The organism is Citrobacter sp. wls827, from assembly GCF_005280875.1.
Taxonomy (GTDB): Bacteria; Pseudomonadota; Gammaproteobacteria; order Enterobacterales; family Enterobacteriaceae; genus Citrobacter; species Citrobacter youngae.
This window is the reverse complement of sequence record NZ_SZWR01000010.1, coordinates 507,564-532,265: the sequence shown is the minus strand read 5'-3', so window position 1 is coordinate 532,265 and position 24,702 is coordinate 507,564. Positions and strand designations below refer to the sequence as shown.

Sequence of the window (24,702 nt, the reverse complement as noted above, 5' to 3'; positions counted from 1 at the left end):
AAAGCCCGCCATTCCTGGCGGGCTTCAACTAAAACGATCCTCAAACAATCATGCGGATTCATGCGGCATAGTCATGCAGTGGTATCCTGCTTCGCTTTCTCTGGCACTGAGTAGCTATCAAATGATACATAGGTATCAGTATCAAACAACGAAATCGCTTCAACCTGGTCCATTGGTATCACATGACGGAAATGCTGTAGGTTCAACCCTCGCTCATGCTCATTAGCAGCAATGCCCTTTTCCAAATATAACTCGTAGTAGCGATGCTGCTCATGATAACGAAGGGTGTCCTTATCGCGATACCCGCTGATGTAGGGGATAATCGCTAAATGTTGCGTGTGACTATGCTCAATACGAGGCGCAGCAACATATCCTATGTACACTTTACGTGATTTCAATGTGACAAAAATCAGCATATCTTCGTCAATCGCCTGCACCAGAAGCGACTCCACACCATCCATTGCAGCCATTTCACGATAGGCGGCCTGCCTGACCTTTTCGTTTTTGATCGCTTTTCTGGCAACATCACCCGCCACATATGCAAGGAAGCAGGCAACAGCCATTGAAAGCACAAAAAACATCGGGTAAGAAAGGAGCGTTTTATCAGTCAGCCATGAATACAAGTCTTTCGTTCTGTATGAAGCTGAAAACAGGTGAGGAATAGAGATAATAAGACTTATGGCAAGAAGCGAAAGGTAAATAAACAGAATAAAACCAAAGCCTTGAATGACAAACTTACACCCATGCATTGCAACATAGAAGTATGATGTCCACCCATTAGTTCTTGCGTGACGTATGCGGGATTGGTAATGATTTTCCGTGTACCAAAACCCGCATACGAGTACAACCATGATGACCAATGGTCCCATCGTTTATCCTTAACGTTTAGCTGCAAGCTCTCTCATTCTGGCCTGCATCGATTCCCGAACTTGTTTATTGTCCATGTTCAAAACCGCATTACCATTGGCATCGGTAGTGATTTTACTGTTGTTGGATTGTTCAATATCCTGCTGGATAACGCCTTGCATCCAACGACCTGGAGTCGAGATAATTTTTCCAAAAATCTTAGTCATACGACCTCCTCGCTGTGCCTACATACGTGTGGCATTGCTGTTAATTCTTTTTGTTATGACCTTATTGTAGAACAATGCCGGGTCGCGAACATCTTGTAGAACCGTTTATCTATCCCATTTTCACGACTACGACAAGAAAAACTGAGCGTAATTCAATCTGTATCACTTAAAAAGCTACATGTTGTGTTTCAGCGCTGGGAAAACAACTAACAGACTAACGTCTCGCTATGCTCGTTGTTCAACTTTGCTGACGGCAGAATCAAGTACTGCCGTCAGCAACGTTCCTCAATGCAGCCAGCTGTCGTCCTCCCACACTTGCTGCATAATTTCCATCACTCGCTTTTTGTCTTCATCCAGTTTTAACCCGCTCAGTTCAACACCATTGGCACTGCCCTTACGGATACGAATTGCTGTTTTGGGATACAGAGGGCGCAAATTACGGTAAAGCTCGGATTCAAGGGCTTCCAGTGTGGCCTGGCTAATCTTCTGCTCTTTATCGATCATTATTTCAATGCGCATACAGATTCCCCTTAACTGGTTACATCCATTGACCGGCAGTATTCATGGCTGCGGATTTTCGCCATCAGCTCGTCGGTCAGTTCGGACACCCACTGGATAGCCAGCCGCTTTTCTTCGTCGCTGCACTCACTAGCCGCTACAAGCTTGATAAAAAAATCAATGCGCTGGAGCTTCAACGACTCCAAAAGATAATCCTGCATTTTCCCTCCTATCACTACCTCGGACATACAACAACTGTATATATATCCACTGTTTATAATTACAGTATAGTAGGGATTTGCGAATGTAAACCGTTTTTTATCTGTCAATTAGATCGCTCTGATGCGGATCAATAAGAGCAGGAATTGTTAAAGCCTTGGTATCAGTACCACTGACGCCATTTATCATCTTCCTGCAGGCGGTGGTTGCGGTAAAAAATACGCAGCCCGCCACCTGACGGAATACTGCCGCCGCGCAGAAGCAGGTCAATCTCTGACTCGCTACCATCGAACCCTCTTGAACTCAGCTCTGCCTCAAGCTGCAGGCGCTGCTGATCCGAAATAGTCTGTTTGTATGCTTTTTTCCGCTTCGGTTTTACAAGCCTTAACCTGGCTGTCAGCTCCCGCCGTTCCTTCTGGCCCATGCTGTGGAGATATTCCTGCAGCTCGTCCTCATCCATGGTTTTTATATCGGGTAAATCACCCCCTGATTTGTTCAGATTTTCAACAGGGGGACAGTTATTGCCACGAGTCCAAGGGGCGCAAGCGCCCTGGTCGGCTACCGCCTCCTGAACGTCAACGGCCTTACGAACCTTTTTCCACTTCATCGCGTGCGTGCAAATCTTGCCCTCTACAATCGGGGACCAGATGCCATAGATACGGATACCGTGATCGCCGTAGGCGCTCGGTTCGTCGTTAAGCTCATAAGCAGTGCGGACAAGGTGATGTTTGCGGGGAACCAGTACACCGCCCTGTTTCATGATGTAGGTGGCAAAGCAACCTGCGTCCGCAGCTGCCAGTACCGCATCCAGACGCGGATTATCCAGTACAGGCGCACCCGCTTTGCGTTCGCCCTGTACTCTCGCCGCCTGACCAGCCAGCAAGCGCAGCTCGCGGTATGCCTGGCGCCCCGGAATACCAAAGAAACGAAATTGCTGGACACGGTGCAGCGACGCCCAGGCGCTGACATGCTCGGCGCTGTCACGCAGTGATCTGCCGGTTTCTTTACTGATTTCTTTAGCCAGCCCGCGCCCGTCGATGTTCTTACTGATGTATTTGGCGATGTAGCTGGTCGGCGTGCCCTTGCGCGGGTTGATTAGCTCAGACTTGAAGCGCGGCCCGGTATTGGTGCCCAGCTCCTCGCGGTCTTCACGGATGGCAAACTTACGCAGCAGTGCGGTGATGGAACGGCGGTCTTTTTTGCGCATGAAGCACAGAAGATGCCAGTGCACGGTGCCGTCATGGTGCGGCTCTGCAACGCGAACGCCATACCAGCGCAGCCCGGCCTTGTGCATGGCCTTGCGGAAAGCGGCGAACATATCAACCAGGTAGTCACTGCTCTGCCGGACAGTGGCACTGGTCCACTTCGGATTAGGTCTGCCGTTGTTGAGGGTTGCGTGGAAGCGTGACGGGCAGGTGATGGTATAAAACACCGCGCAGTCTCCGCGCATTTCCGCGATCAGCTCCAGTCCCTTAACACAGGCCATCATTTCATTACGGCGGTGTGCCGGGTTGCTGTTGCTGGCGTTCACCACGTCTTCCATGTCCAGCGTGTCGCCGTCTTCGTTGACCAGCTCATGCGAGCGGAAGAACTCCAGCGATTTGCGGCGCTGCTCGCGTTTATGGATCACCGCTTCATAGCTGACATACGGGGACGCTTTCTTGTTGACCAAGCAGACGGCACGTAGCTGCTCCTCCCGCCACTCGCAGCGCATCTGCCACAATTTGCGATACCACCAGTCCGCACACAGCATGCGCGCCAGCGACGGTGGGATCAGTTCATAAGGCACCGGCTTGCGGCGGCGCTTTTTGCGGCGTAACTGCTCAAAGGCAGGAGGGATGACCTCAAGGCGCATGGCTTCTGCAGCAACCCTTTCCCATGCCTTGCGGATTTCTTCTGGTTTAACATCGTCATTGACAAACAGATCACCGCAGGCCGCATCAAGACACATGCTCATATGTGCCGCAACCAGCGTGGAAAGGCGCTTGACCTGATCCTGATTCATTTCAGGCAGTACCAGCAGCCCCTCCAACCCGTCTTGACTCGCCATGAACCGGAAAGACGCAGACACCTGGCTGTCACGCACGCGCTCCAGACGCTCAAGACAAGGCCTGATTGTTTCGCGCAGATAGCGGGAATAAGCTTTAGCCCTGCCCAGGCTATGGAAGTATTTAATCCGCTCCAGCAGAGGCTTGCTGATATGGGCAGGCATGGCGCTTACATCGGCAATAATCACCAAATCGGGATTAACGCGCTGCTGTTCGCGGGCCATTTTGGCATGGCTAATCAGCCGATCCTGCTCCATTTCACGCTGGACAGGATCACGGGATTCATTAAAGAAGTAGCGTTCCCAAACCTCATCACTCAACGCCTCATGGCGCAGATGCTCCTGCTCGTTATCCGCAGCATACAGAGTGATGAGGTTTGAAAGCGCAGACTCCGGCGCAACGTCCGCCGGGTCCAGATACGGATTAACCGCTTTTTTTGGGGTATTCCATGGAAAGGCCACGGCGGCCTCATTCGAGCCGCCTGTGGTTTGTGCATGATGTAATGTGAATTTACTCACTGCCACGCCCGCACCTCAGCTTCCATCGAGATATCAGGACCGGACGCCAAATCAACACCAAGCCATCCTGCTGATTTGGTGGCGATGATTTCCGCTGCAGACTTACCATCACCGGCAGCCACACCCATGCTGCGCTTTACGGTGATGCGGTGGCGGGTGAAATTGCGATAAAGGGAGCGTGTCAGAGAGGTGTCGCTATTGGACACAATAACCGGATGCCCTTCCGATGACCGGCGCTCAAGAATAGACGCCAGACGATACTGATCATCCTCAGTAAACCCGACAGTGTGATAACCGCTAAATGTGCCGTCGTAGGGCGGATCGCAGTAAACAACATCACCAGACTGCAGCAGAGCCAGTGTCTCGTCATAGCTGGCGCAGATGAACGTAGCACGCTTGGCTTTTTCTGCGAATGCACGTATTTCATCAACAGGTAAATATGGTTTTTTGTAATTGCCATATGGAACGTTAAAAAAGCCGCTTTGGTTGTAACGGCATAACCCACGATAACAATGGCGATTCAGGAATAGAAAGTAGGCCGCTTTATCCATTGCAGACAAAGGCACTGTATTAAAAAACTGTCGGCACTTGTAATAATCTTCTGCTGTTGTGAATTTTGAGAATATGCGATCCGCCAGATGAATAAAGCTGCTCACATCTTCTTTAATCACCAGATAGAGATTAATTAGATCGGGGTTGATATCCGCAACAAGATAATGAGGATAGTCTGTCTCCATCATCACAGCGCAGGAACCCGCGAAAGGTTCAACCAGTCGCGGGCCAGCAGGAAGGTGTTTTTTCAGTTCCAGCATGATAGCGGTTTTATTACCCGCCCATTTCAGGATGGTGCTCATTTAGCACCGCCTTTAGCCAGAGAACGGATAAGCCCTAGCGTCATTTTGCAATCAGCTAAAGCACGGTGCGCCTTACCCTCAATCACAACACCTTCATGCGCAGCAGCATCAACCAGCTTATGCCATTTATAGCCATTAAATCGTCCCGGCTCGCCTCGATACTCTGCATAAAGCTTCATCGCGCAAACAGAATGAGCAGCAAGCATCCATGGCGCCCCTTCAGAGGGTTTTCCATTCAATGCGTAGGTCTGACGAATTAACCGGAGATCATAATCGGCGTTATAGATAACAAACCCAAAGCGCCTAAATAGTTCCTCCACTGCCCCGCATATATCAGTCCAGGCAGGGGCAAAAGCGACCATTTCATTAGTAATTCCATGAATGGCTATTGCTTCATCAGGGATAGGCTTAGTGGGCTTAATAAGCGTATTAAGCATAATAAACCCATGACTATCAATAATGCATATTTCAACTATTTCCGCATCATCACCCAGCCCGGTCGTTTCGGTATCAATAAATAAGTAGTCATTATCAAGCCATTGATTTGCATGTTGGCTAATTGTCATCTTATCGGTATTCATACCGCACCTCCGTTATAGTGTTTGCCTTTCAGCTCCGCAATCTCCTGACAAGTGACACAGCACTGCACGCCCGGAATAGCGCGGCGACGTTCTGGCGGGATCGGTGCATCACAATCAATGCAAAGCACACGGGAAACGCCCGGCATTCTGTTGCGGGCGGTGTGGATGTGGCGCTGACGTTCTTCTTCAACGCGCTGCTGTACAAGGTCCATTGAATCAGCCATCAGTGGATCTCCTGCGCTTCGTTTTGAATGTTTTCAGCCGCAATACGCAGCAGCTCCGCCGCTTCAACGTGATTAAGCTGGCGTGACGTGATATGGCAAGCCAGGCTATCAAGACGGGCTGCCATTGCCGCAGCACGTGCACGGCGTTCTTCCATGCGCGCATCAGTCAGCATCTGGTTAAGGCCAGCATCATCTGGTCCTGTTTTGGTGATTCGGGTTTCAATATTTCGCATTGTTGTTTCTCCTGAATTTGGGCAATAAGAAGCCCGGCGGGTTTACGCCTTTAATTTCGGTTGTGGGTTAATTCGGCATGGCTAGCCGATTTGGAAATAAACTCACCACTGTACGGAAATGGTTCATTGCTTTAATCAGCTCCCGCTTTTCGTCAGTCGTCAGCTCACTAACATTGACGCTATGACGTTCCGCCGGAATCTTTGCCATAAAGAATATTGCGGCTAGTGCGCGTTTATTCTGCTCATGGTTAATATCCCATTGGTCCCGCATATCGCTAATAAAGCGCTCCAGTTCTGAATCAATATTTAAGCCAAACACTTTCGCCCTTAATTCCGCGATGTGGTTTAACCCATTAAGACGGAGGCCAGCGCTTAGCGGAACAGTCGCAGCATCGCCTTCAATAGCCATGGTTTCCCCTGATTTTTAGTGGACAGTTCGTCCAGCAGCGCATCCTGAGAGCGGCATGGATGCCAGCGCTTGCCATCCTTCCCCATAATCCAGCCATGACCGCAGTGCATTGCAGGACTTTGCTTAACGAGCAGTGATGCAAAAGATGGTTCTTTAGTCAGCATAGCCACCTCAGATCAGACCGAACGAAGCGCCTAGGCCCGTCACGGTATCTACCGCGCTTGCCATCGCCGGATTCGCCTGCAAACGCGCATGCAATGAAACTGCAGTGAGTGCCATAAAGCGCGTAACAGAGTTGATGCTATTAATCACATCGCGGCGGCCTGCACTGGTTTTCACATCACCGGATACTGCGCCTGCAGCTACACGCCCAATCTCCGCAGTTGCACTCATGACGTAATGTGGCAGGTTCTCTTTTGCTACTTCATTCAATGGCACGCACGGTAGGCAGTGAATCTGAGCCAGAAAGCCATCAACCAGAGTTGAGTCCTCTGTGATATCAGTCAGCAACCATATGTCCGGTGCAGTCAGCTGGTGTGGTTGTTCCGGGTTTAGCTTGTTGCGCAGAATCTGGACATTCATACCTGCACGTTCTGCCAGCTTCGCCATGTTATGACGCAAGGCGAAAGCACGGCAGGCTTCATCGAAATGCGGGTGTTTGGAAACTCGATAGTCAAACATAGCAAGAGACTCCGATGTATCTCAAAATGGAACTAACTAATAGCGATATTGCAATCTGAAAGTGCATCAACAGTCAGCGCGACGATGTTTATCATCACCTTCTCGCGTTTCTTATCCTTTCGCAGACGGTGGCGAGGCAGACGACCATCAGCAAGCATGTCGTTAATGGTGTCTACAGGCAGCCCTGTCAGCTCGCTGTATCGCTCGATTGTGACGTGCGGCGTGTTCAGAGTGATTGAAATGTTAGGGGTCATGGGGCAACATCTCCTATTGGCTTGTGGTGAGCCGGTAGTAACCGTGACAAATCCCCAAATGGGAACAAAACTGATACTGGGATCGCATAAGAGATATGTCAACATCAAAGTACCCAAATGAGATCAAAATAAATCCCAATCAGGGTGGTAAAGCTGCGATTGAGCGGTTGGTCGAGGCATACGGGTTTACAACTCGGCAAGCCCTTGCTGACCACTTAGAAGTGTCAAAAAGTACATTGGCTAACAGATACATGCGAGATACCTTCCCCGCAGATTGGATAATTCAATGCGCCTTGGAAACAGGTATCTCGCTCAATTGGTTAACCACCGGGCAAGGTCTCAAGTTAAGTTCTCAAACAGCAACCACCGAGGAACTCGTGAAGTTTCGCCTGACCGCGGGAAAAATGGTTGAAGATGGCTCGTATGTTTTTGACGTATCATTTCTTCCCGCAAATCTTTCTGCTCCAATTGTTGTTCTCGAAGGATCTACTACATACATCTGTGAACAAACGTTTGCAGAAGTGCTGGATGGGCACTGGTTGATCAACATTGATGGAACTTATTCCATTAGACTCATCACTCGGTTACCCAAGGGTATGATTAAAATTTCTACTGCAGATAATAGTTTTGAATGTGCTTTTTCAGATATAGAAGTAATCGCATATGTAAGAAGCACAACTGTTTCAAATTGATATGGTAAAAGGATTTTGAAATGGATTTATTTATTATAGTAGTACTCTTATTAGCATTGCTTTCTCCTATTTTATCCATCGTACTTTTCAAAAAAAGTAAAAAACATAGAGAGGAAATGGATGTTTTAGCCTCCAGTAATAAAACTCTTGGAGGTGAATTAGATGAAACACAGGAAAAATTAGCTCAGGTAATACGTGAACACGCAGAACTTGAAGGAAAAGCTGCCCCCTTATGGCAATATCAAGAATTGCATAATGCAACCCTAGATGCTGAGAAGAAGATAAAAACCGCAGATGCTATAGCCAAAGAAAAGATAGAAGAAGCTCAAAAAAAGGCTGCAAAAGCAGTGAACGAAGCACACCACCAGGCTGAATTAATACTAAGCAACGCCAATAGTGAAGCTGTCGCTATCACCCAAGATGCTCGTGATGCCCGCCTGAAAGCCAAAGAACGCCTCGATAACGCGAATAGTAAAGCGGATGAACTGATCTCCAATGCAAATGATAATGCGATGAAAATAATCGCAAATGCAGAGATACGTGCAAAAGAAATTGCTGGGTCCGCATATGAAGCTAAAGAGTTCGCAGAGACCTACCAAGCTGTAGCCAAGTCAATGAAAAATAAAATTGAAGGGTACGGTGATGAATGGATAGTTCCAAACCGCAGCGTTTTGGACGAACTGGCAGAGAATTATGAATTTGCGGACGCAGGGAAAGAGCTGCAAAAAGCAAGGGAGCTAACTAAGTCTCTTATCAAAACAAGCAAAGCGGCAAGCTGTGATTATGTCGAACCGAACAGACGAAACACCGCAATCAAATTTGTACTAGATGCTTTCAATGGGAAAGTTGATAGCACCCTTTCGAAAATTAAACATAACAATTACGGCAAACTATCCCAAGAAATAAAAGATGCATTTGAGCTTGTGAATTTTAACGGTTCAGCCTTTAGATCCGCTAAGATCACCGACATCTACTTACAGGCTCGACTTAACGAGCTTAAATGGGGGGTAGCTGTAAATGAAATTATGCTCGAAGAAAAAGAAGAACAAAGACGAATTAAAGAGCAGTTACGTGAAGAAGAAAAAGCGCGTCGCGAGTACGAAAAAGCGATAAAAGAAGCTGAGAAAGAAGAGAAAGCCATTCAGCAGGCCATTGATAAAGCAACGAAAGAACTGATGCTCGCAGGTGAAGAACAACGTATAGCCCTCGAACAGAAACTGGCTGAGCTACAAATTAAATACGAAGAAGCAGAAGCCAAAAACCAAAGAGCCATCTCAATGGCACAGCAAACACGCTCTGGCCACGTATATGTGATTAGTAACATCGGCTCCTTTGGAGAAAACGTATATAAGATTGGGATGACGCGAAGACTCGAACCGCTTGACCGCGTTCGTGAGCTGGGTGATGCAAGCGTACCTTTCTCATTCGATGTGCATGCAATGATCTACAGTGATGATGCCCCCTCTCTCGAAAATCATCTCCACAAAGTGTTTAACGATAAGCAAGTGAACAAAGTTAACTCACGCAAAGAGTTCTTCAATGTTGGTATAAAAGACATCAAGTCAACGATTAAAGAAATGAGTATCGATGCGCATTGGACGATGTTTGCAGAAGCAAAAGAGTACAGAGAATCTTTAGCCATTGAGAATGAACGCAATAAGGCCGTAAAAGAAAGCGAGGAGTTAGTAGTCGCGTAGCAATGTATTAATCGCGGTAAACATACATTGACCACTGTTCAAATATACAGTTAAATTTAGCCCTCAGACATGAGGGCTTTTTTATGGCTGTACGAAAACTCACCACAGGAAAATGGATTTGCGAATGCTACCCCGCCGGGCGCAGCGGACGGCGTGTGCGTAAGCAATTCGCCACCAAAGGTGAAGCGTTAGCATTTGAACGGCACATAATGGAGGAAACTGAAGCTAAGCCCTGGCTGGGTGAATCGGTAGATCGCCGAACTCTGAAAGATGTCGTTGAACTCTGGTTCAAACTGCACGGCAAATCCCTGACAGCTGGCGAGCATGTTTACGACAAGTTGGTCCTGATGGTCGATGCACTCGGAAACCCTCTCGCTACTGATCTCAACTCGAAATTATTCGCTCATTACCGAGACAAACGCCTGACGGGTGAAATCTACTTTAGCGAGAAGTGGAAGAAAGGCGCCAGCCCGGTAACTATCAATCTCGAACAAAGCTACCTTAGTGGCGTTTTTAGCGAGCTGGCCCGACTCGGTGAATGGACAGCACCAAACCCACTGGAGAACATGCGTAAATTCACCATTGCCGAAAAAGAAATGGCCTGGCTGACACATGAACAAATCACAGAGCTTCTGTTTGACTGTCAACGCCAAAGCCCCCTGCTCACCCTAGTCGTAAAGATCTGCCTGAGTACCGGGGCACGCTGGCGCGAAGCTATAAATCTAACCCGTTCTCAGGTTACGAAATACCGTATCACCTTTGTCCGGACTAAGGGCAAAAAGAACCGCAGCATTCCGATCAGCAAAGAGCTGTATGAGGAAATCATTGCCCTAGACGGTTTCAGGTTCTTCACTGACTGCTACTTCCAGTTTTTATCTGTGATAGAAAAGACTTCTATAGTGCTGCCTCGCGGACAACTTACCCACGTTCTACGCCATACGTTCGCAGCACATTTTATGATGTCTGGCGGGAATATCCTTGCCCTCCAGAAAATCCTAGGCCATCACGACATAAAAATGACCATGCGCTATGCTCATCTTGCGCCTGACCACCTTGAGACAGCACTGCGTTTTAATCCATTAGCTACACTAATGCAATAATATTTATTTGGGGTGGTAAATTGTTATTAATAATATTATTACATTAATATATTGAGCCCCTCTATAAATCGTATTATCAATTCTCTCTGGTAAAGTGCTCCCTTTAAAAGTTTGTATTGCCCAACCACCTCGACCCAAAGTGACTGTTAAAGCAAGGTATGCGGCTAGAACTTTAATACCATTAAACCACGTTAGTTGAGGGTGATAGCGCCACCATACAAATAAGATTATTAAGACAAAAACAATCAAATTCGTCCACAATCCGCGCCGCAAATTTTTCCTTATCTTGTTTGTTGATTCATCAAAGTTAGAAAGGTTGTAATCTTCTTCGTAAAATTTTTGGATGTAACGGTCGAACCATTTTTTATTACAAAAAAACAACATCAACGATGCAATTATGAGCTTCATAGCTTAACCATGGAAAGTAAAAGTCTAACGGAACGTTAGTGTAAGCTCATTTAGAGCTTCAAGGGAGATAAACATTAAATGCCAAGTGGCGACAAAGTGGCGGCAGCGGTTGGCATTGCCCCGTAATCTCCACTCCTTACCACCAAACTAACTTATTAATTATCTTACAAGTCATTGTTTTTACTAACCTGTTTACATAAATGGGTTTTTTGTTGCCTGGATTTTAACTCCCTCCTCCCCCGAAATTCCTCCCCAAATTTGCAGCATGCCGGTTATGGCACATACTTTTACTCGGTGCTAAATGGTGATGGGGGTTGCTATGTTACTCGCAGGCAAAGTCGCGGTGATCTTCGGCGGCAGCGGGGCTATTGGTAGTGCGGTTGCGCAGACCATGGCGCGCGAAGGTGCCCATGTGTACCTGGGCGCACGCCGTCAGGAAAAGCTTGATTGGGCAGCCAGTCGCCTGCGAATGGCGGGTGGCACTGTCGATACGTTTATCACCGATGTGCTCGACGAGCACGACACCTCAACACAAGTTACCCGCCTGGTACAGCGAATCGGTGGAATTGATGTGGTGGTTAACGCGACCGGCTTTATGCATGAACAGGGCAAGCGCATCGAGGCATTAGCCCTCTCTGAATTTATGAGCGGTATCACTCCTTTCCTCTCGGCACAGTTCAATATCGCAAAATCCGTAACGCCGCACATGGGCGGCAATCGAGCGGGCGTCATTCTCACCGTTGTCGCGCCCGCGGCCCCGATGGCAATGCCTGGGCATTTGGGGCACATCGTCGGCTGTGCGGGAACAGAGGCTTTTATTAAAGCGCTCGCCAGCGAACTGGGACCAGCAAATGTTCGAGTCGTCGGCGTGCGCTCACATGCGATTGTGGACGCGGTAGCGGCCGGTTCCTATACCGGGGAGATTTTCACCGCTAAAGCGCAATCAATGGGTTTAACCGTCGATCAATGGTTAGCGGGCGCGGCGCAAGGCACCATGCTCGGACGCCTGCCTACGCTTGCGCAAATCGCTGAGGTTACAGCCTTTCTGGCTTCAGACCATGCCGGAGCAATGACCGCTACGGTGGTAAATATTACCGGGGGCGCAACCGTAAGCTAATTTACCCGCTCTTTCACGCCGTGCGCTGCTGCGAGCCTTTTTTTGCACTCGTGCGGGAACACAATGCTATGCCGCACATAATAACCAACGCGCTCACCAGATGATATGAATGCAGAGTGACGTGCATAAACATCACGCTAAATAATCCGCCACTCAGTGGAATCAAGTGTGAATAGATCTCTCCGCGCGTTGCGCCAATGGCGCTAATCCCTTTGTTCCATAACAGATATGACAGCCAGGAAGGAAAAATAACAAGGTATGCCAGCCCAGTAATAACGCCTGTATTTGCATAGCTATTCCAGCCCGGCATACCATTGCGTATCAACACCAGAGCCAGTACCGGAATAAGTACAATCGCACCTAACAACGCGCTCACGGCAACAAATGCGTTTCCCTTCACCTCACACGGTTTAACGCGTAGAAAGGCACAATAAACAGCCCAACTCAGCGCTGACCCCATGGTCCAGACATCGCCCCGATTGAGATGTTCCAATACCTGTGCGTGCATCAACCCGCCTTGCGACACCAGCCAGATAACACCAACGGTACTCAGGAGCACACCTGCTATATTTCGCGCAGAGATCCGCTCTTTAAAAAAGAACTTATTGATTAACAGAACGAGTGCCGGTGTGGTGGACATATAAATCGCGGCATTGAGCGAGGTTGTATATTGCAGGCCGATATATAACGTTAAGGGGAAAAGAACCTGACCACAAAGCGCGAGGAAGACGATAGTACCAAAGGATTTTCTCATCGCTGGCCACTGCATGGCGATCTGTCGGAAATAAAGCGCCATCAATAGCAATGCGGTAAATACCCAGCGTGCTGCTGATAAAACGATGGGATTAACTTCGGCAACCAATATATGGCCGACCACATAGTTGCCGCCCCAAAAACAGGCAGCCAGACTGAGTAAAAGATAGGGCATATTTGCGCCTTATTGTCAGTTGTACGGTATGACCACAAGGCTACGGCGGCGTGAGAATGAATGCTAATATAACGTTTTCATCCATGTGCATAGATTAAAACTATGAAATTCACGCTAAGGCAACTTGAGTTTTACATCGCACTTGCAGAAACATTACAAATTTCCAAAGCTGCTGCGCGCTGCCATATTTCTCAGTCATCAATGACCATTGCCATGCGGAATCTGGAAGAATCATTAGACGTGCAGCTATTTGTACGTTACCCCAAAGGCGTGAAGCTCACCGCCGAGGGCGAGCGCTTTCTGGCACATGCCTGCAACATCATCAACAGTAGCCACTCGGCTGTTGACGCTCTGCATGACAGGAGTGAAATTCTCACCGGCACGGTGCGCATAGGCATTGCCGAAACGCTCTCAGCCTATCTCATCCCGGATATACTCAACGATCTTGAACGACGTTTCCCTTTGCTGGAGATCGTATTTTATGAAGCTACTGCACCGGAACTGGTACAGGCGCTACGGGAACAAAAGGTCGATTTTTGCCTGCTTCTGACCTCAAATATCAGCCATGATAACGACCTTGAGATCGAAACATTCATTCGTTCACAGCGCCGCCTGTGGACGTCTATTGGGCATCCGCTACAGAGCCGGGCATCGATCCGTTTAATAGACGTCGAAAAGCTACCATTTTTACTGCTGGAAACCGATAAGTACCCTGACGTAATCATCGATTACTGGCAGCAGCGTGGCTATACGCCCAATATCAGTTTTCGTAGCAACTCTTTTGAAGCAATAAGAAGCCTGGTTGCAAAAGGCAGAGGAATAACCATTTTATCCGACCTGGTGTATCGCCCGTGGTCACTGGATGGTCTGCGCGTCATGCACAGAACGATTGATGATTTTATTACTTATATGGATGTCGGGACGGTAAAAAAAGCCGCCCGGCCGTTGACGCCAGAGGCGATGAAAGTCATTGATTTTTTACGTCAGGCCGTTACCCGCCTCGACAAACCATTTTGATGATTTCATCTCTGAGGTAATCCGGCAATACGCTCCACCATCACCAGAATACCTTCCCGCGAGAGCGGTTTTTTATCTGTGACAAAATGCAGCGTCATCCCTTCAATAAATGCATCCAGCGCCCGCGCCGTAACCGGCTCGAACCACTGCTCAAGCGTTTGTTGGCTGCGTAGCATCCAATTTTGCATCACTGTTTTTAGCGCCGGTTTACGGCTGGCGAAGGCATATAACTGATACATAAGCTCCATGTTGTCAGGCGTTGTGACCTGAGAGCTATAGATCATATCGGTAATCGCATGACAGGCCTGTGGCGCATTTTCAACACCGGCAAAAAATGCCTGATATTGCACAGACATGGTGTCAGTAAAACGCTCGAATGCCTCCATTAAAAGCTCATCTATTCCCGAAAAGTAATAGGTCATTGAGCCCAGCGGCACCTCGGCAATCATGGCGATTTTCCGGTGTGTAACCCCATGAATACCATGGATTATAACCGCATCCAGCGTGGCCTGGACTATTTTATCCCGTCGTTGTGGGTCGTTCGCGCGTCGCACTGCCTTACCTCTTCTTGCATTTGTGTACAAATGTACACAACCTTGCTAATGTTGTCTTCTTCCCTCTTTTCTTTGGCTCGAATTCATGACTGGCATCTCATCACGCAAAGCCTTAAGACGTCGCACCTGGGCGCTGTTCACGTTCTTCTTTTTACCAGGATTATTAATGGCCTCCTGGGCAACGCGTACCCCTGCCATCAGAGATATTCTCTCCGTCTCTACCGCCGAAATGGGTGCGGTGCTGTTTGGACTCTCAATTGGTTCGATGAGTGGCATTCTTTGTTCGGCCTGGCTGGTGAAACGATTTGGCACACGCAACGTCATCCGCGCCACCATGTCATGCGCGGTTCTGGGAATGACAATTCTCAGCCTCGCATTATGGTTGCATTCCGCCTGGCTGTTTGCGTTTGGTCTGTGCGTGTTTGGCGCCAGTTTTGGCGCGGCAGAAGTGGCTATCAACGTCGAAGGTGCAGCGGTTGAGCGTGAAATGAACAAAACTGTTCTGCCGATGATGCATGGTTTCTACAGCCTTGGAACGCTGGCTGGCGCAGGTGTTGGCATGGTACTTACCGCCGTCAGCGTCCCCGCGACAGCACATATTCTGCTGGCGGCGATGGTGGCTATTACCCCTATTTTTATCGCTATTAAGGCTATCCCCGACGGCACAGGTAAGAATGCTACTGACGGTTCGCACGCCGTTGAAAAAGGGTTGCCATTCTATCGCGATATGCAGTTGCTGCTGATTGGCGTCGTGGTGCTCGCAATGGCATTTGCCGAAGGTTCCGCCAACGACTGGCTTCCATTACTGATGGTTGATGGACATGGATTTAGCCCGACATCCGGATCGCTGATTTATGCCGGCTTTACGCTCGGTATGACCGTCGGGCGCTTCACCGGTGGCTGGTTCATCGACCGCTACAGCCGTGTGGCAGTAGTACGCGCCAGTGCACTGATGGGCGCGCTCGGTATCAGCCTGATCATTTTTGTCGACAGCTCATGGGTGGCAGGTGTCTCGGTGATCCTTTGGGGGCTAGGGGCTTCTCTCGGCTTCCCGCTGACCATTTCAGCCGCCAGCGATACCGGCCCTGATGCGCCAACCCGCGTGAGCGTTGTTGCGACTACTGGCTATCTGGCATTCCTGGTCGGTCCGCCGCTGCTGGGCTATTTGGGTGAACACTATGGCCTGCGCAGCGCCATGTTGGTTGTGCTGGCGCTGGTGCTTGTCGCAGCCATCGTAGCGAAGGCTGTGGCTAAACCGGATGTCAAAAATACCACTGTGATGGAGAACGGCTAATGGGTATCAAGTTAATTGCAGTAGACATGGACGGTACGTTTTTAAGTGACCAAAAGACCTATAACCGCGAGCGGTTTATGGCGCAGTACCGTCAAATGAAAGCACAAGGGATCCGCTTTGTAGTCGCCAGCGGCAATCAGTATTACCAGTTGATCTCTTTTTTTCCCGAACTGGCCAATGAAATCTCATTTGTGGCGGAAAACGGTGGCTGGGTGGTCAGCGAAGGGGAAGATATTTTTAACGGTGAACTGGCAAAAGACGATTTCCAGACCATCGTAGAATATCTGCTGACCCGCGCAGACGTTGATATTATCGCCTGTGGTAAAAACAGTGCTTACACCCTGAAGCAGTACAGCGATGAGCATAAATCCATCTCTGCCATGTATTATCACCGTCTTGAATTTGTCGATAACTTCGACAATATCAACGATGTATTCTTCAAATTTGGCCTGAATATCTCCGACGATCGCATTCCCCAGGTGCAGGCAGATCTTCATGAGGCGATTGGCGACATTATGGTACCGGTGCATACCGGATACGGCAGTATCGATTTAATTATTCCGGGTGTTCATAAAGCCAACGGTCTACGCCTGCTGCAACAACGCTGGAATATTACCAACGATGAGGTTGTCGTGTTTGGCGATGGCGGAAATGATATCGAGATGCTGCGCCAGGCAGGATTTAGTTTTGCAATGGCCAACGCCCATGAGCCGGTTATCCAGGCGGCGAAATATCGCGCGGGTTCGAATAACGAAGAGGGCGTGCTGGATATTATCGACCGCGTGTTAAACAATGAAGCACCGTTTACACATTAACGCCTCAGCACAGACGGCAACAAAATGATGGCATGATCTATTCATAATCCGCCTCAAATTAACCCACTGGATTATTACTTCCAGTGAATATTTCAGGTGAGCAGATTATGAAGAAAAGTGTACTGATGGCAACAGTGTTGCTGGGATTTGCAGGAACAGCATTTGCACAGAATGTTACCGTTGATGTACCAAGCGGATACAAAGTAGTGGTTGTTCCTTCTTCCGTCAATGTTCCGCAGGCGGTCAGTGTCGCTACTGCCCCGCAAACGGTTTATGTTGCTCCGGCAGCCACTCCAGCCCCTGTTTACCGCGCACATCCGTATGCGCGTCATGTTGCCAGCGTAGGTGAAGGGATGGTCATTGAGCATCAGATTGATGACCATCACTAATGATTGCAAAGCCCGGAAACCGGGCTTTAACCTTCCCGGGAATTCCCTACCCGCTTATCTTTCAGAAAGATAACCATCAGAATCAGCCACAGCACACCGCTGGCCAGATTAAACAGACTGAACAAGCCGTTTCCACCCAGCAGATAAGCATGTTTGCTCAGCTCAATACCAACGGTAAATATCAGCATTTGCAGCATACCCATTGCTGCTGAAACTGTCCCTTTGCTCATTTCACTGGCAAACAGCGTCAGGCGCACCAACCCGGCATTCGCCACGCCAATGCCAAATGCATAAAGACTTAAACCTGCCGTCATCCACAGATACGCATGAGAAGAAACAACCGTGGCCGCGGCGGCAATGATCAATCCCACGGAGATTGGCCAGCCCCCCATGATGATCAGCGAGCGCACCGTGCGGCGGGATGTCAGACGCGCCAGCACCAGGTTACCTGCAATCAGTGCACCAAAAATCGGCACCTGCAGCAGGCCATATTCGTAGCTGCTGAGATGTTCGCCACTGATAATAATGATCGGGGACTGCGCAATCCACGCCAGCAATGGCAGACTGACAAAGCCCAATGCCAGTGCGCCTGCGACAAAACGCACATTCTTTAGCACCAGCTTATAATCTTTGCCCAACTCTTTGATAGAAAGCTTCTCGCCCAGACGGGTAGCCGTTTCCGGCATCGCGCGCTGCAGGCCAAAAAAGGCAATTGCAGCCAGCGCGGCAAACAGGACAAACATGCCTTCCCACGGAAGGACATGTACCCAGGCGGCCCCAACCAACGGCCCCAAAAGCGGTGCAATCAATGCTACGTTTGCCATTAGCGCAGTGATTTTAATGCACACCGCTTCTTCAAAGGACTCCTGAATTGCGGCGTAACCTACCGCACCAATAAAGCACAGGCTAATCCCCTGTAAAAAACGCAGGAAAGTAAATTGCTCAATATTTTGTGCAAACAGCGTTGCGAGGCAGGTCACAATGAACCAAACCACCCCGGTTAACATCACCGGACGACGACCAACACGGTCCGACAGCGGCCCTAACAACCACTGTAAAAACATGCCGCCTGCCAGATAAGCGGTCATGGACGTTGGAACCCAATCTAAACCGGCCTGATATTGCTCCACCACCGCCAACATTCCGGGTTGGATCATATCGTTACCGATATATGTAGAGAATTCGTAAAGCACCAGACAGAGAGGGAAAAGTAATGCCTGACGCCCCAAGCGGGCGCCTGAAGATAAACGGTTCTGCATGCAATCTCTTAACAAATGAAAAAACGCGCAAAGTGTAATAAATGCGCCTTACTGGTGATAGTGAATTATGTGATTTGAAAGCAAAATGCGCACATTTTTACACTCAATTGCACGATAGCTTTTTGTTTTAAGGTTAATTTAAGTTGAGACCGCTATCATGCTCAATAAGCCTCATTAATTGTCTTAAAAAGAGTCAGTTAACAGACAAATAGGACAAGACCGCTTTTTATCGCCTGAAAGCAATTTTATGATCCCCAATATGGGCCTTTTTAACGATTACATTGAGTCTGGATGTTATGCTGGAAAATCTGAACAACTCGCTTTTTTACCTGATCAACGCCACGCCGGACTCTGCGCAATGGACGATCTCGCTCGCCATTTTTATTGCCAAAGATCTGATTAGCATCGTACCGCTACTGGCGATCATTCTCTGGCTTTGGGGGCCGCAAAACCGCGTGACCATCCAGCGCCAGTTGGTCATAAAAATGGCGATTGCGCTGGCAGTCGGCTTGACCATTTCATGGATCATGGGACATTTATTCCCTCACGACCGGCCATTCGTCAATCATATCGGCTACAACTTCCTGCACCATGCTGCAGATGACTCCTTCCCGAGCGACCACGGTACGGTTATCTTTACCTTCGCGTTGGCCTTCCTGTTCTGGCACCGCCTGTGGTCCGGAGCACTGTTGATGGTCGTCGCCGTGGCGATTGCCTGGTCGCGTGTTTACCTCGGCGTACACTGGCCGCTGGATATGCTGGGGGGGTTACTGGCAGGTCTGATCGGCTGCCTGAGCGCCCAGATGATCTGGCAACGATTCGGCACAACCCTGTACCACGGTTTGCAGACCTGCTATCGCACCTGTTTTGCCCTGCCTATTCGTAAAGGCTGGGTACGTGACTAACCCACGGTAAAGAGAGTAGTATTAAGCGCGAAACTGAGCACGTATTCTACTCTCCAGGGGAACTATGGAAACTCGACGCGACGAGCGTATTGGTCAATTACTGCAGACGCTAAAACGCAGCGATAAATTACACCTTAAAGAAGCCGCGACACTGCTGGGTGTATCAGAAATGACCATTCGTCGCGATCTGAATAATAACACGGCCCCGGTCGTACTGCTTGGGGGCTATATTGTTCTGGAACCCCGTAGCGCCAGCCACTATTTAATCAGCGATCAAAAATCCCGCCTGGTTGATGAAAAACGCCGGGCTGCGCAACAGGCAGCCAGCCTCGTCCAGGCGCATCAGACCGTTTTCTTCGACTGCGGAACAACAACGCCGTGGATCATTGAAGCGATCGATAATGAATTACCGTTCACCGCAATCTGCTATTCACTGAATACGTTTCTGGTGTTACAGGAGAAACCACAGTGCCGCGTCATTTTATGTGGCGGCGAATTCCATGCCAGTAATGCTATTTTCAAGCCACTCGATTTCCAGGAAACCCTGAATAACGTCTGCCCGGATATCGCTTTTTATTCCGCAGCCGGCGTGCATATCGATAAAGGCGCAACCTGTTTTAACCTTGAGGAATTACCGGTTAAACACTGGGCGATGTCGATGGCGCAGTACCATGTTCTGGTGGTCGATCACAGCAAGTTTGGGAAAGTGCGTCCCGCGAGGATGGGCGAATTAAAACGCTTTGATACCATCATCAGCGATAACCGCCCGGATGATGCGTTTGTCGAGTATGCCAAAGCGCAGCATATCAAATTGATGTACTAAATTTGTGCCGGATGACGGTGCTTTCATATCGTCATCCGGCATCAGCGATTAAGAGAACCAGCCACCAAACCACTGGTGGAATTTCATCATAACGAAGTCCCACATCCGGCTAAAGAATCCCCCCTCGTCCACCGCTTCCATCACCATCAACGGACGCTGTTCAATAGATTTTCCGTTCAACTGGAAGTCGATTGTCCCCACAACCTGGCCCTTCTTCAGTGGCGCGGTCAGTTGTGGCTCTGTCAGGGTAAAGCTCGCCTTCAGGTTTTTCAGCTGACCGCGCGGAATGGTCACAGACCCACCTTCCCCAGCGCCCAGATTGACTTCACTCTTATCGCCAAACCAGACTCGTTGGGTAACAAAGGTGGCGTCCGGTTTAATCGGCGTAACGGTTTCAAAGAAGCGGAAACCCCATGTCAGCAACTTTTCGGATTCATTAAAGCGAATACGATCGGTTTTTGCCCCCAGCACCACGGAGATCAAACGCATATCGCCCTGTGTCGCGGATGCAACCAGGTTATAACCGGCTCCCGCCGTGGTGCCCGTTTTCATACCATCCACATTCAGGTTGGTACTCCACAGCAGGCGGTTACGGTTAGGCTGGCGAATTTTATTAAAGGTAAACTCTTTCTCTTTATGGATGGCGTACTCTTCCGGCACATCGTGGATTAACGCTTTACCCAACAATGCCATATCACGCGCGGTACTGAACTGCCCTGCTGCATCCAGACCATGTACTGTCTGGAAAGTCGTGTTGGTCAATCCCAGTTTTTGCGCATAGCCGTTCATCAAACCGATAAACGATTCCTGGCTGCCGGCAACATAATCAGCGAGCGCAATACAGGCGTCATTACCAGACTGAATGATCACGCCTTTGTTCAGATCGGACACCGCAACCTGATCGCCAGGCTTGAGGAACATCACCGAAGAGCCGCGCAGGGCCGGATTCCCGGTCGCCCAGGCATCTTTCCCGACGGTAACCATGTCATTCAGATTAATTTTCCCGGCTTTTAGCGCCTGACCGACCACATAGCTGGTCATAATCTTGGTCAGACTGGCGGGATCCAGTTTCTCATCGGCATTACCTTCCGCCAGCACTTTGCCGCTGGCGTAATCCATTAAGATCCACGCACGTGCGTCAACGCTCGGCGGGGCCGTTGGTTGTTCCGCCGCCTGTACGGTCGGCGCCAAAAGGATTAAGAGTGCTGAACCTGCAGCAAGGCTGCGTAGGGAAGAGAAGTATTGCGTCATAAATGCCACCCGAGTATCCATTCCAAAAAACCACGTCATACCACACCGTGTTTACACAAAACCGGCCAAGTTGCCTCAGCCAACCATACAGAAAAGTTCTGATGGATGACGTGTAAAATAAGTGCGGTGAGTAATAACGCACTAACGAGCTTAAAGAAACCGTAAGTTGGTAAAGTTTTTAAAGTTTATGCAATAACGCCGCGCTGCGCTGCTCTCATCACGATTTTTTTGCGCCTTGTTGTGTAAATATTAGGTTTACCCCACCATGTGAGCGAGTCAGATAGAGAATGCAGCCATAAAGCTGCTCAATTAATTTGCGGGGTTACTATGATTACACTGTGGGGTCGCAATAATTCGACCAACGTAAAAAAAGTATTGTGGACACTCGAAGAACTGGAACTGCCGTATAGCCAAATTCTGGCTGGGGGACAGCATGGCGTAAATCATGACGCAGACTATCTGGCGATGAACCCTAACGGACTGGTTCCACTGCTACGCGATGACGAAACAGACGTATTGCTGTGGGAATCCAATACCATTGTCCGCTACCTGGCGGCCCAGTACGGGCAAAAACGACTGTGGGTTGACGCTCCGGCGAAACGTGCCGAGGGTGAAAAATGGATGGACTGGGCTAACCAGACGCTGAGCCCTGCACATCGGGTTATCTTATTTGGTCTGGTCAGAACCCCTGCCGATCAACGCGATCAGGCAGCCATCGAGGCCGGTGCGAAGGTCTGCGATAACCTGTTTGCCATTCTCGACAACGCGCTGGCCGACCGGGCGTGGTTTTCTGGCGCTGAATTTGGCACTGCGGACATCGCCGTCGCACCGTTCATCTATAACCTGTTTAATGTCGGCCTGAGCTGGACGCCGCGCCCTCACCTGGAACGTTGGTATCAACAGCTCACCGAGCGCCCGGCATTCCAGAAAGTCGTGATGATCCCGGTCAGCTAATCCTGTCAGGGACTCACTTTCAGCAATTCCCCGTCGGACTCGTCGGTTAATACATACAAATAACCGTCTGGTCCGACGCGCACATCGCGGATTCGCTGCCCTCTGTCATGCAAAATACGTCCGTCTTCCGTCACTGTATTACCTTTCACGCTTAACACAATCACCCCCTGTTCTTTCAGCGCACCAATAAACAGTTTGTGTCTCCACTGTGGGAACGTATCGTGATTATAAAAGGCCATCCCACTGACAGCAGGTGATTTTTCCCAGTAAAAGATAGGCTGCTCGGTGCCCGCCACAATTGAGCCTTTTGCTTCGGGGATGTTGAAACCACTGTAGTTAACACCCCATGTCGCGATTGGCCATCCATAGTTTTTACCTTTCCCGGGGATATTGATCTCATCTCCGCCACGCGGGCCATGCTCATTAAGCCACAACGCATCGCTCCAGGGATTCATCGCCATCCCCTGCGGATTGCGGATGCCATACGACCATATTTCAGCCCGCGCGCCAGTCTGGTTCACAAACGGGTTATCCGGTGGAATTTTGCCCTCGTCTGTTAGTCGAACCACTTTGCCCTGTAATTTGTCCAGTTCCTGAGCGGTTATGCGCTGGTTATTCTCGCCAAGGCCTATAAATAAATAACCTTTGCCATCAAATACCATACGCCCGCCAAAATGATTCCCGGTTGATAACTTAGGCATTTGGCGGAACACCGTCCGGAAGCCCTGCAGGTGTTTACGATCGTCACTTAACCGCCCGTAGCCTACTGCTGTTCCGGCTTTCCCTTCACTGTCAGCTTCCGCGAAGCTTAGCCACACCCGCCGGGATTGAGCAAAATCCGGTGCCAACGCCACATCAAGCAGTCCCCCCTGACCATTCGCCCAGACTTTGGGTACGCCGGTCAGCGGGTCGGAAAGCCCCTTATCGGGTTGCCAGAGCCTAAGTTGCCCTCCTCTGAGCGTAATCAGCATACTGCGATTATCGGGTAAAAAGGCCAGCGACCACGGGTGGTCGAGTTTGGTTTGCAGGATCTCCACCTTGACGGCAGCGGCATAGGGGGAAAGCAACGCCAGTGAGGCAACACAGAGAAAGAGTCGACGCATAGCACCTCCTTAATGGCTCTGCTTAAAGCGTAGCCAGCAAGGGGAATTATCCCGCCACTTTTACATAATCTTAACGAAAAGGGGGAGCGCCCTCCCCCTGGTTCAGATGTGTTCCAGCGTTGAATAAGCTTGCAAACTCTGGATACTCAGCGTCAGCGTTGTCAGGCAGTTTTCCAGTTTCTCTGCATTAACGGCAATAAAGTTCGGACAATCATGATGTCCACTCATCAGACAAACAGCGGTGGCGGCTAACGCCCCTTCAGCACGACGAAGGGCATTCCACTCTTCCTGATCAAGATGCATACCGTGGAGCTGTGATTGATCGTGCAATTCGCGATTCAGTTCAAAAAAGTTATCACGCAGACGATCGCTCTCGCTGACTGACATATAGCCTTTCGCTTTTCTCAACTGCAGATAAGCGGCAAGTTCGATACGGGCGTTTATCAATTTGTTGAGAAGATCGGTTCTCAGTCTGTCAACAACCATACCTTGTTCCTCCTCTTTCCAACTATAGTGCAACTTAATAGTATGGTTATTTTTTGAACAAAGTCGTGTCCAGGATCAATCCATCACTCAAAATTAACATAATTTACAAATAATCTTTAATTCCGCGCCCGGCAGGCCGCTGATGATTTGAGATTGCGATACAATTTTTGTTCAGAACTCTGTAGAATCCCTGCCCTGAATATTCCAATAACTGAACACTTTTTACGCTATGAGCAATGTAACCCACCAGCCGAAAATCGGCTTTGTCTCCCTCGGCTGCCCGAAAAATCAATAAATATATTGTGTTATTTTTTATGC

The 24,702-nt window shown here is 49.3% G+C and carries 31 protein-coding genes; 11 read left to right on the top strand and 20 right to left on the bottom strand.

Annotation, left to right across the window (positions count from 1 at the left end):
- Window positions 1-71: 71 nt before the first annotated feature.
- The 13 genes from FDX03_RS05905 to FDX03_RS05845 all read right to left on the bottom strand — a co-directional run bounded on the left by FDX03_RS05905 (window position 72) and on the right by FDX03_RS05845 (window position 7,592).
- Complete coding sequence (locus FDX03_RS05905) at window positions 72-869, bottom strand: hypothetical protein (protein ID WP_137345612.1); 798 nt, start codon at window positions 867-869, stop codon at window positions 72-74.
- A 9-nt stretch (window positions 870-878) separates the two neighbouring features.
- The gene (locus tag FDX03_RS05900; RefSeq protein WP_137345611.1) at window positions 879-1,073 is read right to left on the bottom strand and encodes a hypothetical protein; all 195 of its coding nucleotides are present in this window, start codon (window positions 1,071-1,073) and stop codon (window positions 879-881) included.
- Window positions 1,074-1,358: 285 nt separating this feature from the next.
- Window positions 1,359-1,592, bottom strand: coding sequence for a DinI family protein (locus FDX03_RS05895; RefSeq protein ID WP_019077494.1), 234 nt, complete (start codon window positions 1,590-1,592; stop codon window positions 1,359-1,361).
- A gap of 11 nt (window positions 1,593-1,603) precedes the next feature.
- Window positions 1,604-1,792, bottom strand: coding sequence for a hypothetical protein (locus tag FDX03_RS05890; RefSeq protein WP_001154443.1), 189 nt, complete (start codon window positions 1,790-1,792; stop codon window positions 1,604-1,606).
- A 161-nt stretch (window positions 1,793-1,953) separates the two neighbouring features.
- Window positions 1,954-4,362, bottom strand: a complete 2,409-nt coding sequence (locus FDX03_RS05885; RefSeq protein WP_137345610.1) for a replication endonuclease — start codon at window positions 4,360-4,362, stop codon at window positions 1,954-1,956.
- Window positions 4,353-5,210 (bottom strand): DNA adenine methylase, encoded by an 858-nt coding sequence (locus FDX03_RS05880; protein WP_137345609.1) that lies wholly within the window; start codon window positions 5,208-5,210, stop codon window positions 4,353-4,355. The genes FDX03_RS05885 and FDX03_RS05880 overlap by 10 nt, the downstream gene beginning before the upstream one ends.
- The gene (locus FDX03_RS05875; protein ID WP_137345608.1) at window positions 5,207-5,791 is read right to left on the bottom strand and encodes a 3'-5' exonuclease; all 585 of its coding nucleotides are present in this window, start codon (window positions 5,789-5,791) and stop codon (window positions 5,207-5,209) included. The genes FDX03_RS05880 and FDX03_RS05875 overlap by 4 nt, the downstream gene beginning before the upstream one ends.
- The gene (locus FDX03_RS05870) at window positions 5,788-6,015 is read right to left on the bottom strand and encodes a TraR/DksA family transcriptional regulator (protein ID WP_137345607.1); all 228 of its coding nucleotides are present in this window, start codon (window positions 6,013-6,015) and stop codon (window positions 5,788-5,790) included. The genes FDX03_RS05875 and FDX03_RS05870 overlap by 4 nt, the downstream gene beginning before the upstream one ends.
- Window positions 6,015-6,248 carry a DUF2732 family protein gene (locus FDX03_RS05865; RefSeq protein ID WP_001244238.1) on the bottom strand — a complete coding sequence of 78 codons (234 nt, stop codon included), beginning with the start codon at window positions 6,246-6,248 and terminating at the stop codon, window positions 6,015-6,017. Before FDX03_RS05865 ends, FDX03_RS05870 begins: the two co-directional genes overlap by 1 nt.
- Window positions 6,249-6,315: 67 nt before the next feature.
- On the bottom strand, window positions 6,316-6,657 hold the full coding sequence (locus FDX03_RS05860; protein ID WP_137345606.1) for a DUF5347 family protein: 342 nt from the start codon (window positions 6,655-6,657) through the stop codon (window positions 6,316-6,318).
- Window positions 6,621-6,821: a phage filamentation protein Fil family protein gene (locus FDX03_RS05855; RefSeq protein ID WP_023184690.1), complete on the bottom strand. Its 201-nt coding sequence runs from the start codon at window positions 6,819-6,821 to the stop codon at window positions 6,621-6,623. Before FDX03_RS05855 ends, FDX03_RS05860 begins: the two co-directional genes overlap by 37 nt.
- A 7-nt stretch (window positions 6,822-6,828) precedes the next feature.
- Window positions 6,829-7,338 (bottom strand): phage regulatory CII family protein, encoded by a 510-nt coding sequence (locus FDX03_RS05850; RefSeq protein ID WP_137345605.1) that lies wholly within the window; start codon window positions 7,336-7,338, stop codon window positions 6,829-6,831.
- A gap of 32 nt (window positions 7,339-7,370) precedes the next feature.
- A complete protein-coding gene (locus tag FDX03_RS05845; RefSeq protein WP_137345604.1) occupies window positions 7,371-7,592 on the bottom strand; it encodes a regulator in 222 nt (73 codons plus the stop codon).
- 95 nt (window positions 7,593-7,687) lie between these two features.
- Between FDX03_RS05845 and FDX03_RS05840 the strand changes: the two genes are divergently transcribed.
- The 3 genes from FDX03_RS05840 (at window position 7,688) to FDX03_RS23850 (ending at window position 11,081) form a co-directional block, all read left to right on the top strand.
- On the top strand, window positions 7,688-8,284 hold the full coding sequence (locus FDX03_RS05840; RefSeq protein WP_137345603.1) for a phage repressor protein CI: 597 nt from the start codon (window positions 7,688-7,690) through the stop codon (window positions 8,282-8,284).
- Between the two features lie 20 nt (window positions 8,285-8,304).
- The gene (locus tag FDX03_RS05835) at window positions 8,305-9,981 is read left to right on the top strand and encodes a DUF4041 domain-containing protein (RefSeq protein WP_137345602.1); all 1,677 of its coding nucleotides are present in this window, start codon (window positions 8,305-8,307) and stop codon (window positions 9,979-9,981) included.
- Window positions 9,982-10,064: 83 nt separating this feature from the next.
- Window positions 10,065-11,081, top strand: coding sequence for a tyrosine-type recombinase/integrase (locus tag FDX03_RS23850; RefSeq protein WP_137345601.1), 1,017 nt, complete (start codon window positions 10,065-10,067; stop codon window positions 11,079-11,081).
- Between the two features lie 3 nt (window positions 11,082-11,084).
- Here FDX03_RS23850 and FDX03_RS05825 read toward each other — a convergent pair whose 3' ends face one another.
- Window positions 11,085-11,489 carry a hypothetical protein gene (locus tag FDX03_RS05825; RefSeq protein WP_137345600.1) on the bottom strand — a complete coding sequence of 135 codons (405 nt, stop codon included), beginning with the start codon at window positions 11,487-11,489 and terminating at the stop codon, window positions 11,085-11,087.
- A 319-nt stretch (window positions 11,490-11,808) separates the two neighbouring features.
- Here FDX03_RS05825 and FDX03_RS05820 point away from each other — a divergent pair, with 319 nt between their 5' ends.
- A complete protein-coding gene (locus tag FDX03_RS05820) occupies window positions 11,809-12,606 on the top strand; it encodes an SDR family oxidoreductase (protein ID WP_116361027.1) in 798 nt (265 codons plus the stop codon).
- A gap of 13 nt (window positions 12,607-12,619) precedes the next feature.
- On the opposite strand, the gene FDX03_RS05815 is transcribed toward FDX03_RS05820, so the two are convergent.
- Window positions 12,620-13,534, bottom strand: a complete 915-nt coding sequence (locus tag FDX03_RS05815) for a DMT family transporter (RefSeq protein WP_061067602.1) — start codon at window positions 13,532-13,534, stop codon at window positions 12,620-12,622.
- A gap of 102 nt (window positions 13,535-13,636) precedes the next feature.
- On the opposite strand from FDX03_RS05815, the gene FDX03_RS05810 reads away from it, so the two are divergent.
- Window positions 13,637-14,551: a LysR family transcriptional regulator gene (locus FDX03_RS05810; protein WP_061067601.1), complete on the top strand. Its 915-nt coding sequence runs from the start codon at window positions 13,637-13,639 to the stop codon at window positions 14,549-14,551.
- Between the two features lie 5 nt (window positions 14,552-14,556).
- Here the strand turns inward: FDX03_RS05810 and FDX03_RS05805 are convergent, their stop codons facing one another.
- Window positions 14,557-15,105, bottom strand: coding sequence for a TetR/AcrR family transcriptional regulator (locus FDX03_RS05805; protein WP_137345599.1), 549 nt, complete (start codon window positions 15,103-15,105; stop codon window positions 14,557-14,559).
- A gap of 85 nt (window positions 15,106-15,190) precedes the next feature.
- Between FDX03_RS05805 and FDX03_RS05800 the strand changes: the two genes are divergently transcribed.
- The 3 genes from FDX03_RS05800 (at window position 15,191) to FDX03_RS05790 (ending at window position 17,603) form a co-directional block, all read left to right on the top strand.
- Window positions 15,191-16,399 (top strand): MFS transporter, encoded by a 1,209-nt coding sequence (locus FDX03_RS05800; protein ID WP_116361024.1) that lies wholly within the window; start codon window positions 15,191-15,193, stop codon window positions 16,397-16,399.
- A complete protein-coding gene (locus FDX03_RS05795) occupies window positions 16,399-17,214 on the top strand; it encodes a Cof-type HAD-IIB family hydrolase (protein WP_048212165.1) in 816 nt (271 codons plus the stop codon). Before FDX03_RS05800 ends, FDX03_RS05795 begins: the two co-directional genes overlap by 1 nt.
- Window positions 17,215-17,321: 107 nt before the next feature.
- On the top strand, window positions 17,322-17,603 hold the full coding sequence (locus FDX03_RS05790) for a hypothetical protein (protein WP_048212166.1): 282 nt from the start codon (window positions 17,322-17,324) through the stop codon (window positions 17,601-17,603).
- Between the two features lie 26 nt (window positions 17,604-17,629).
- On the opposite strand, the gene FDX03_RS05785 is transcribed toward FDX03_RS05790, so the two are convergent.
- Window positions 17,630-18,862 (bottom strand): MFS transporter, encoded by a 1,233-nt coding sequence (locus tag FDX03_RS05785; protein WP_048212167.1) that lies wholly within the window; start codon window positions 18,860-18,862, stop codon window positions 17,630-17,632.
- Window positions 18,863-19,158: 296 nt separating this feature from the next.
- Between FDX03_RS05785 and ybjG the strand changes: the two genes are divergently transcribed.
- Window positions 19,159-19,767, top strand: a complete 609-nt coding sequence (gene ybjG / locus FDX03_RS05780; RefSeq protein WP_048212168.1) for an undecaprenyl-diphosphate phosphatase — start codon at window positions 19,159-19,161, stop codon at window positions 19,765-19,767.
- A gap of 64 nt (window positions 19,768-19,831) precedes the next feature.
- Window positions 19,832-20,590 carry a DNA-binding transcriptional repressor DeoR gene (gene deoR, locus FDX03_RS05775; RefSeq protein ID WP_137345598.1) on the top strand — a complete coding sequence of 253 codons (759 nt, stop codon included), beginning with the start codon at window positions 19,832-19,834 and terminating at the stop codon, window positions 20,588-20,590.
- Between the two features lie 48 nt (window positions 20,591-20,638).
- On the opposite strand, the gene dacC is transcribed toward deoR, so the two are convergent.
- Window positions 20,639-21,841, bottom strand: coding sequence for a serine-type D-Ala-D-Ala carboxypeptidase (gene dacC / locus FDX03_RS05770; RefSeq protein WP_048212608.1), 1,203 nt, complete (start codon window positions 21,839-21,841; stop codon window positions 20,639-20,641).
- Between the two features lie 327 nt (window positions 21,842-22,168).
- Between dacC and FDX03_RS05765 the strand changes: the two genes are divergently transcribed.
- A complete protein-coding gene (locus FDX03_RS05765; RefSeq protein WP_048212170.1) occupies window positions 22,169-22,795 on the top strand; it encodes a glutathione S-transferase family protein in 627 nt (208 codons plus the stop codon).
- A 5-nt stretch (window positions 22,796-22,800) separates the two neighbouring features.
- Here FDX03_RS05765 and FDX03_RS05760 read toward each other — a convergent pair whose 3' ends face one another.
- Window positions 22,801-23,898, bottom strand: coding sequence for a PQQ-dependent sugar dehydrogenase (locus FDX03_RS05760; protein WP_048212171.1), 1,098 nt, complete (start codon window positions 23,896-23,898; stop codon window positions 22,801-22,803).
- A gap of 102 nt (window positions 23,899-24,000) precedes the next feature.
- On the bottom strand, window positions 24,001-24,384 hold the full coding sequence (gene bssR, locus FDX03_RS05755; protein ID WP_048212172.1) for a biofilm formation regulator BssR: 384 nt from the start codon (window positions 24,382-24,384) through the stop codon (window positions 24,001-24,003).
- Window positions 24,385-24,702: the final 318 nt, after the last annotated feature.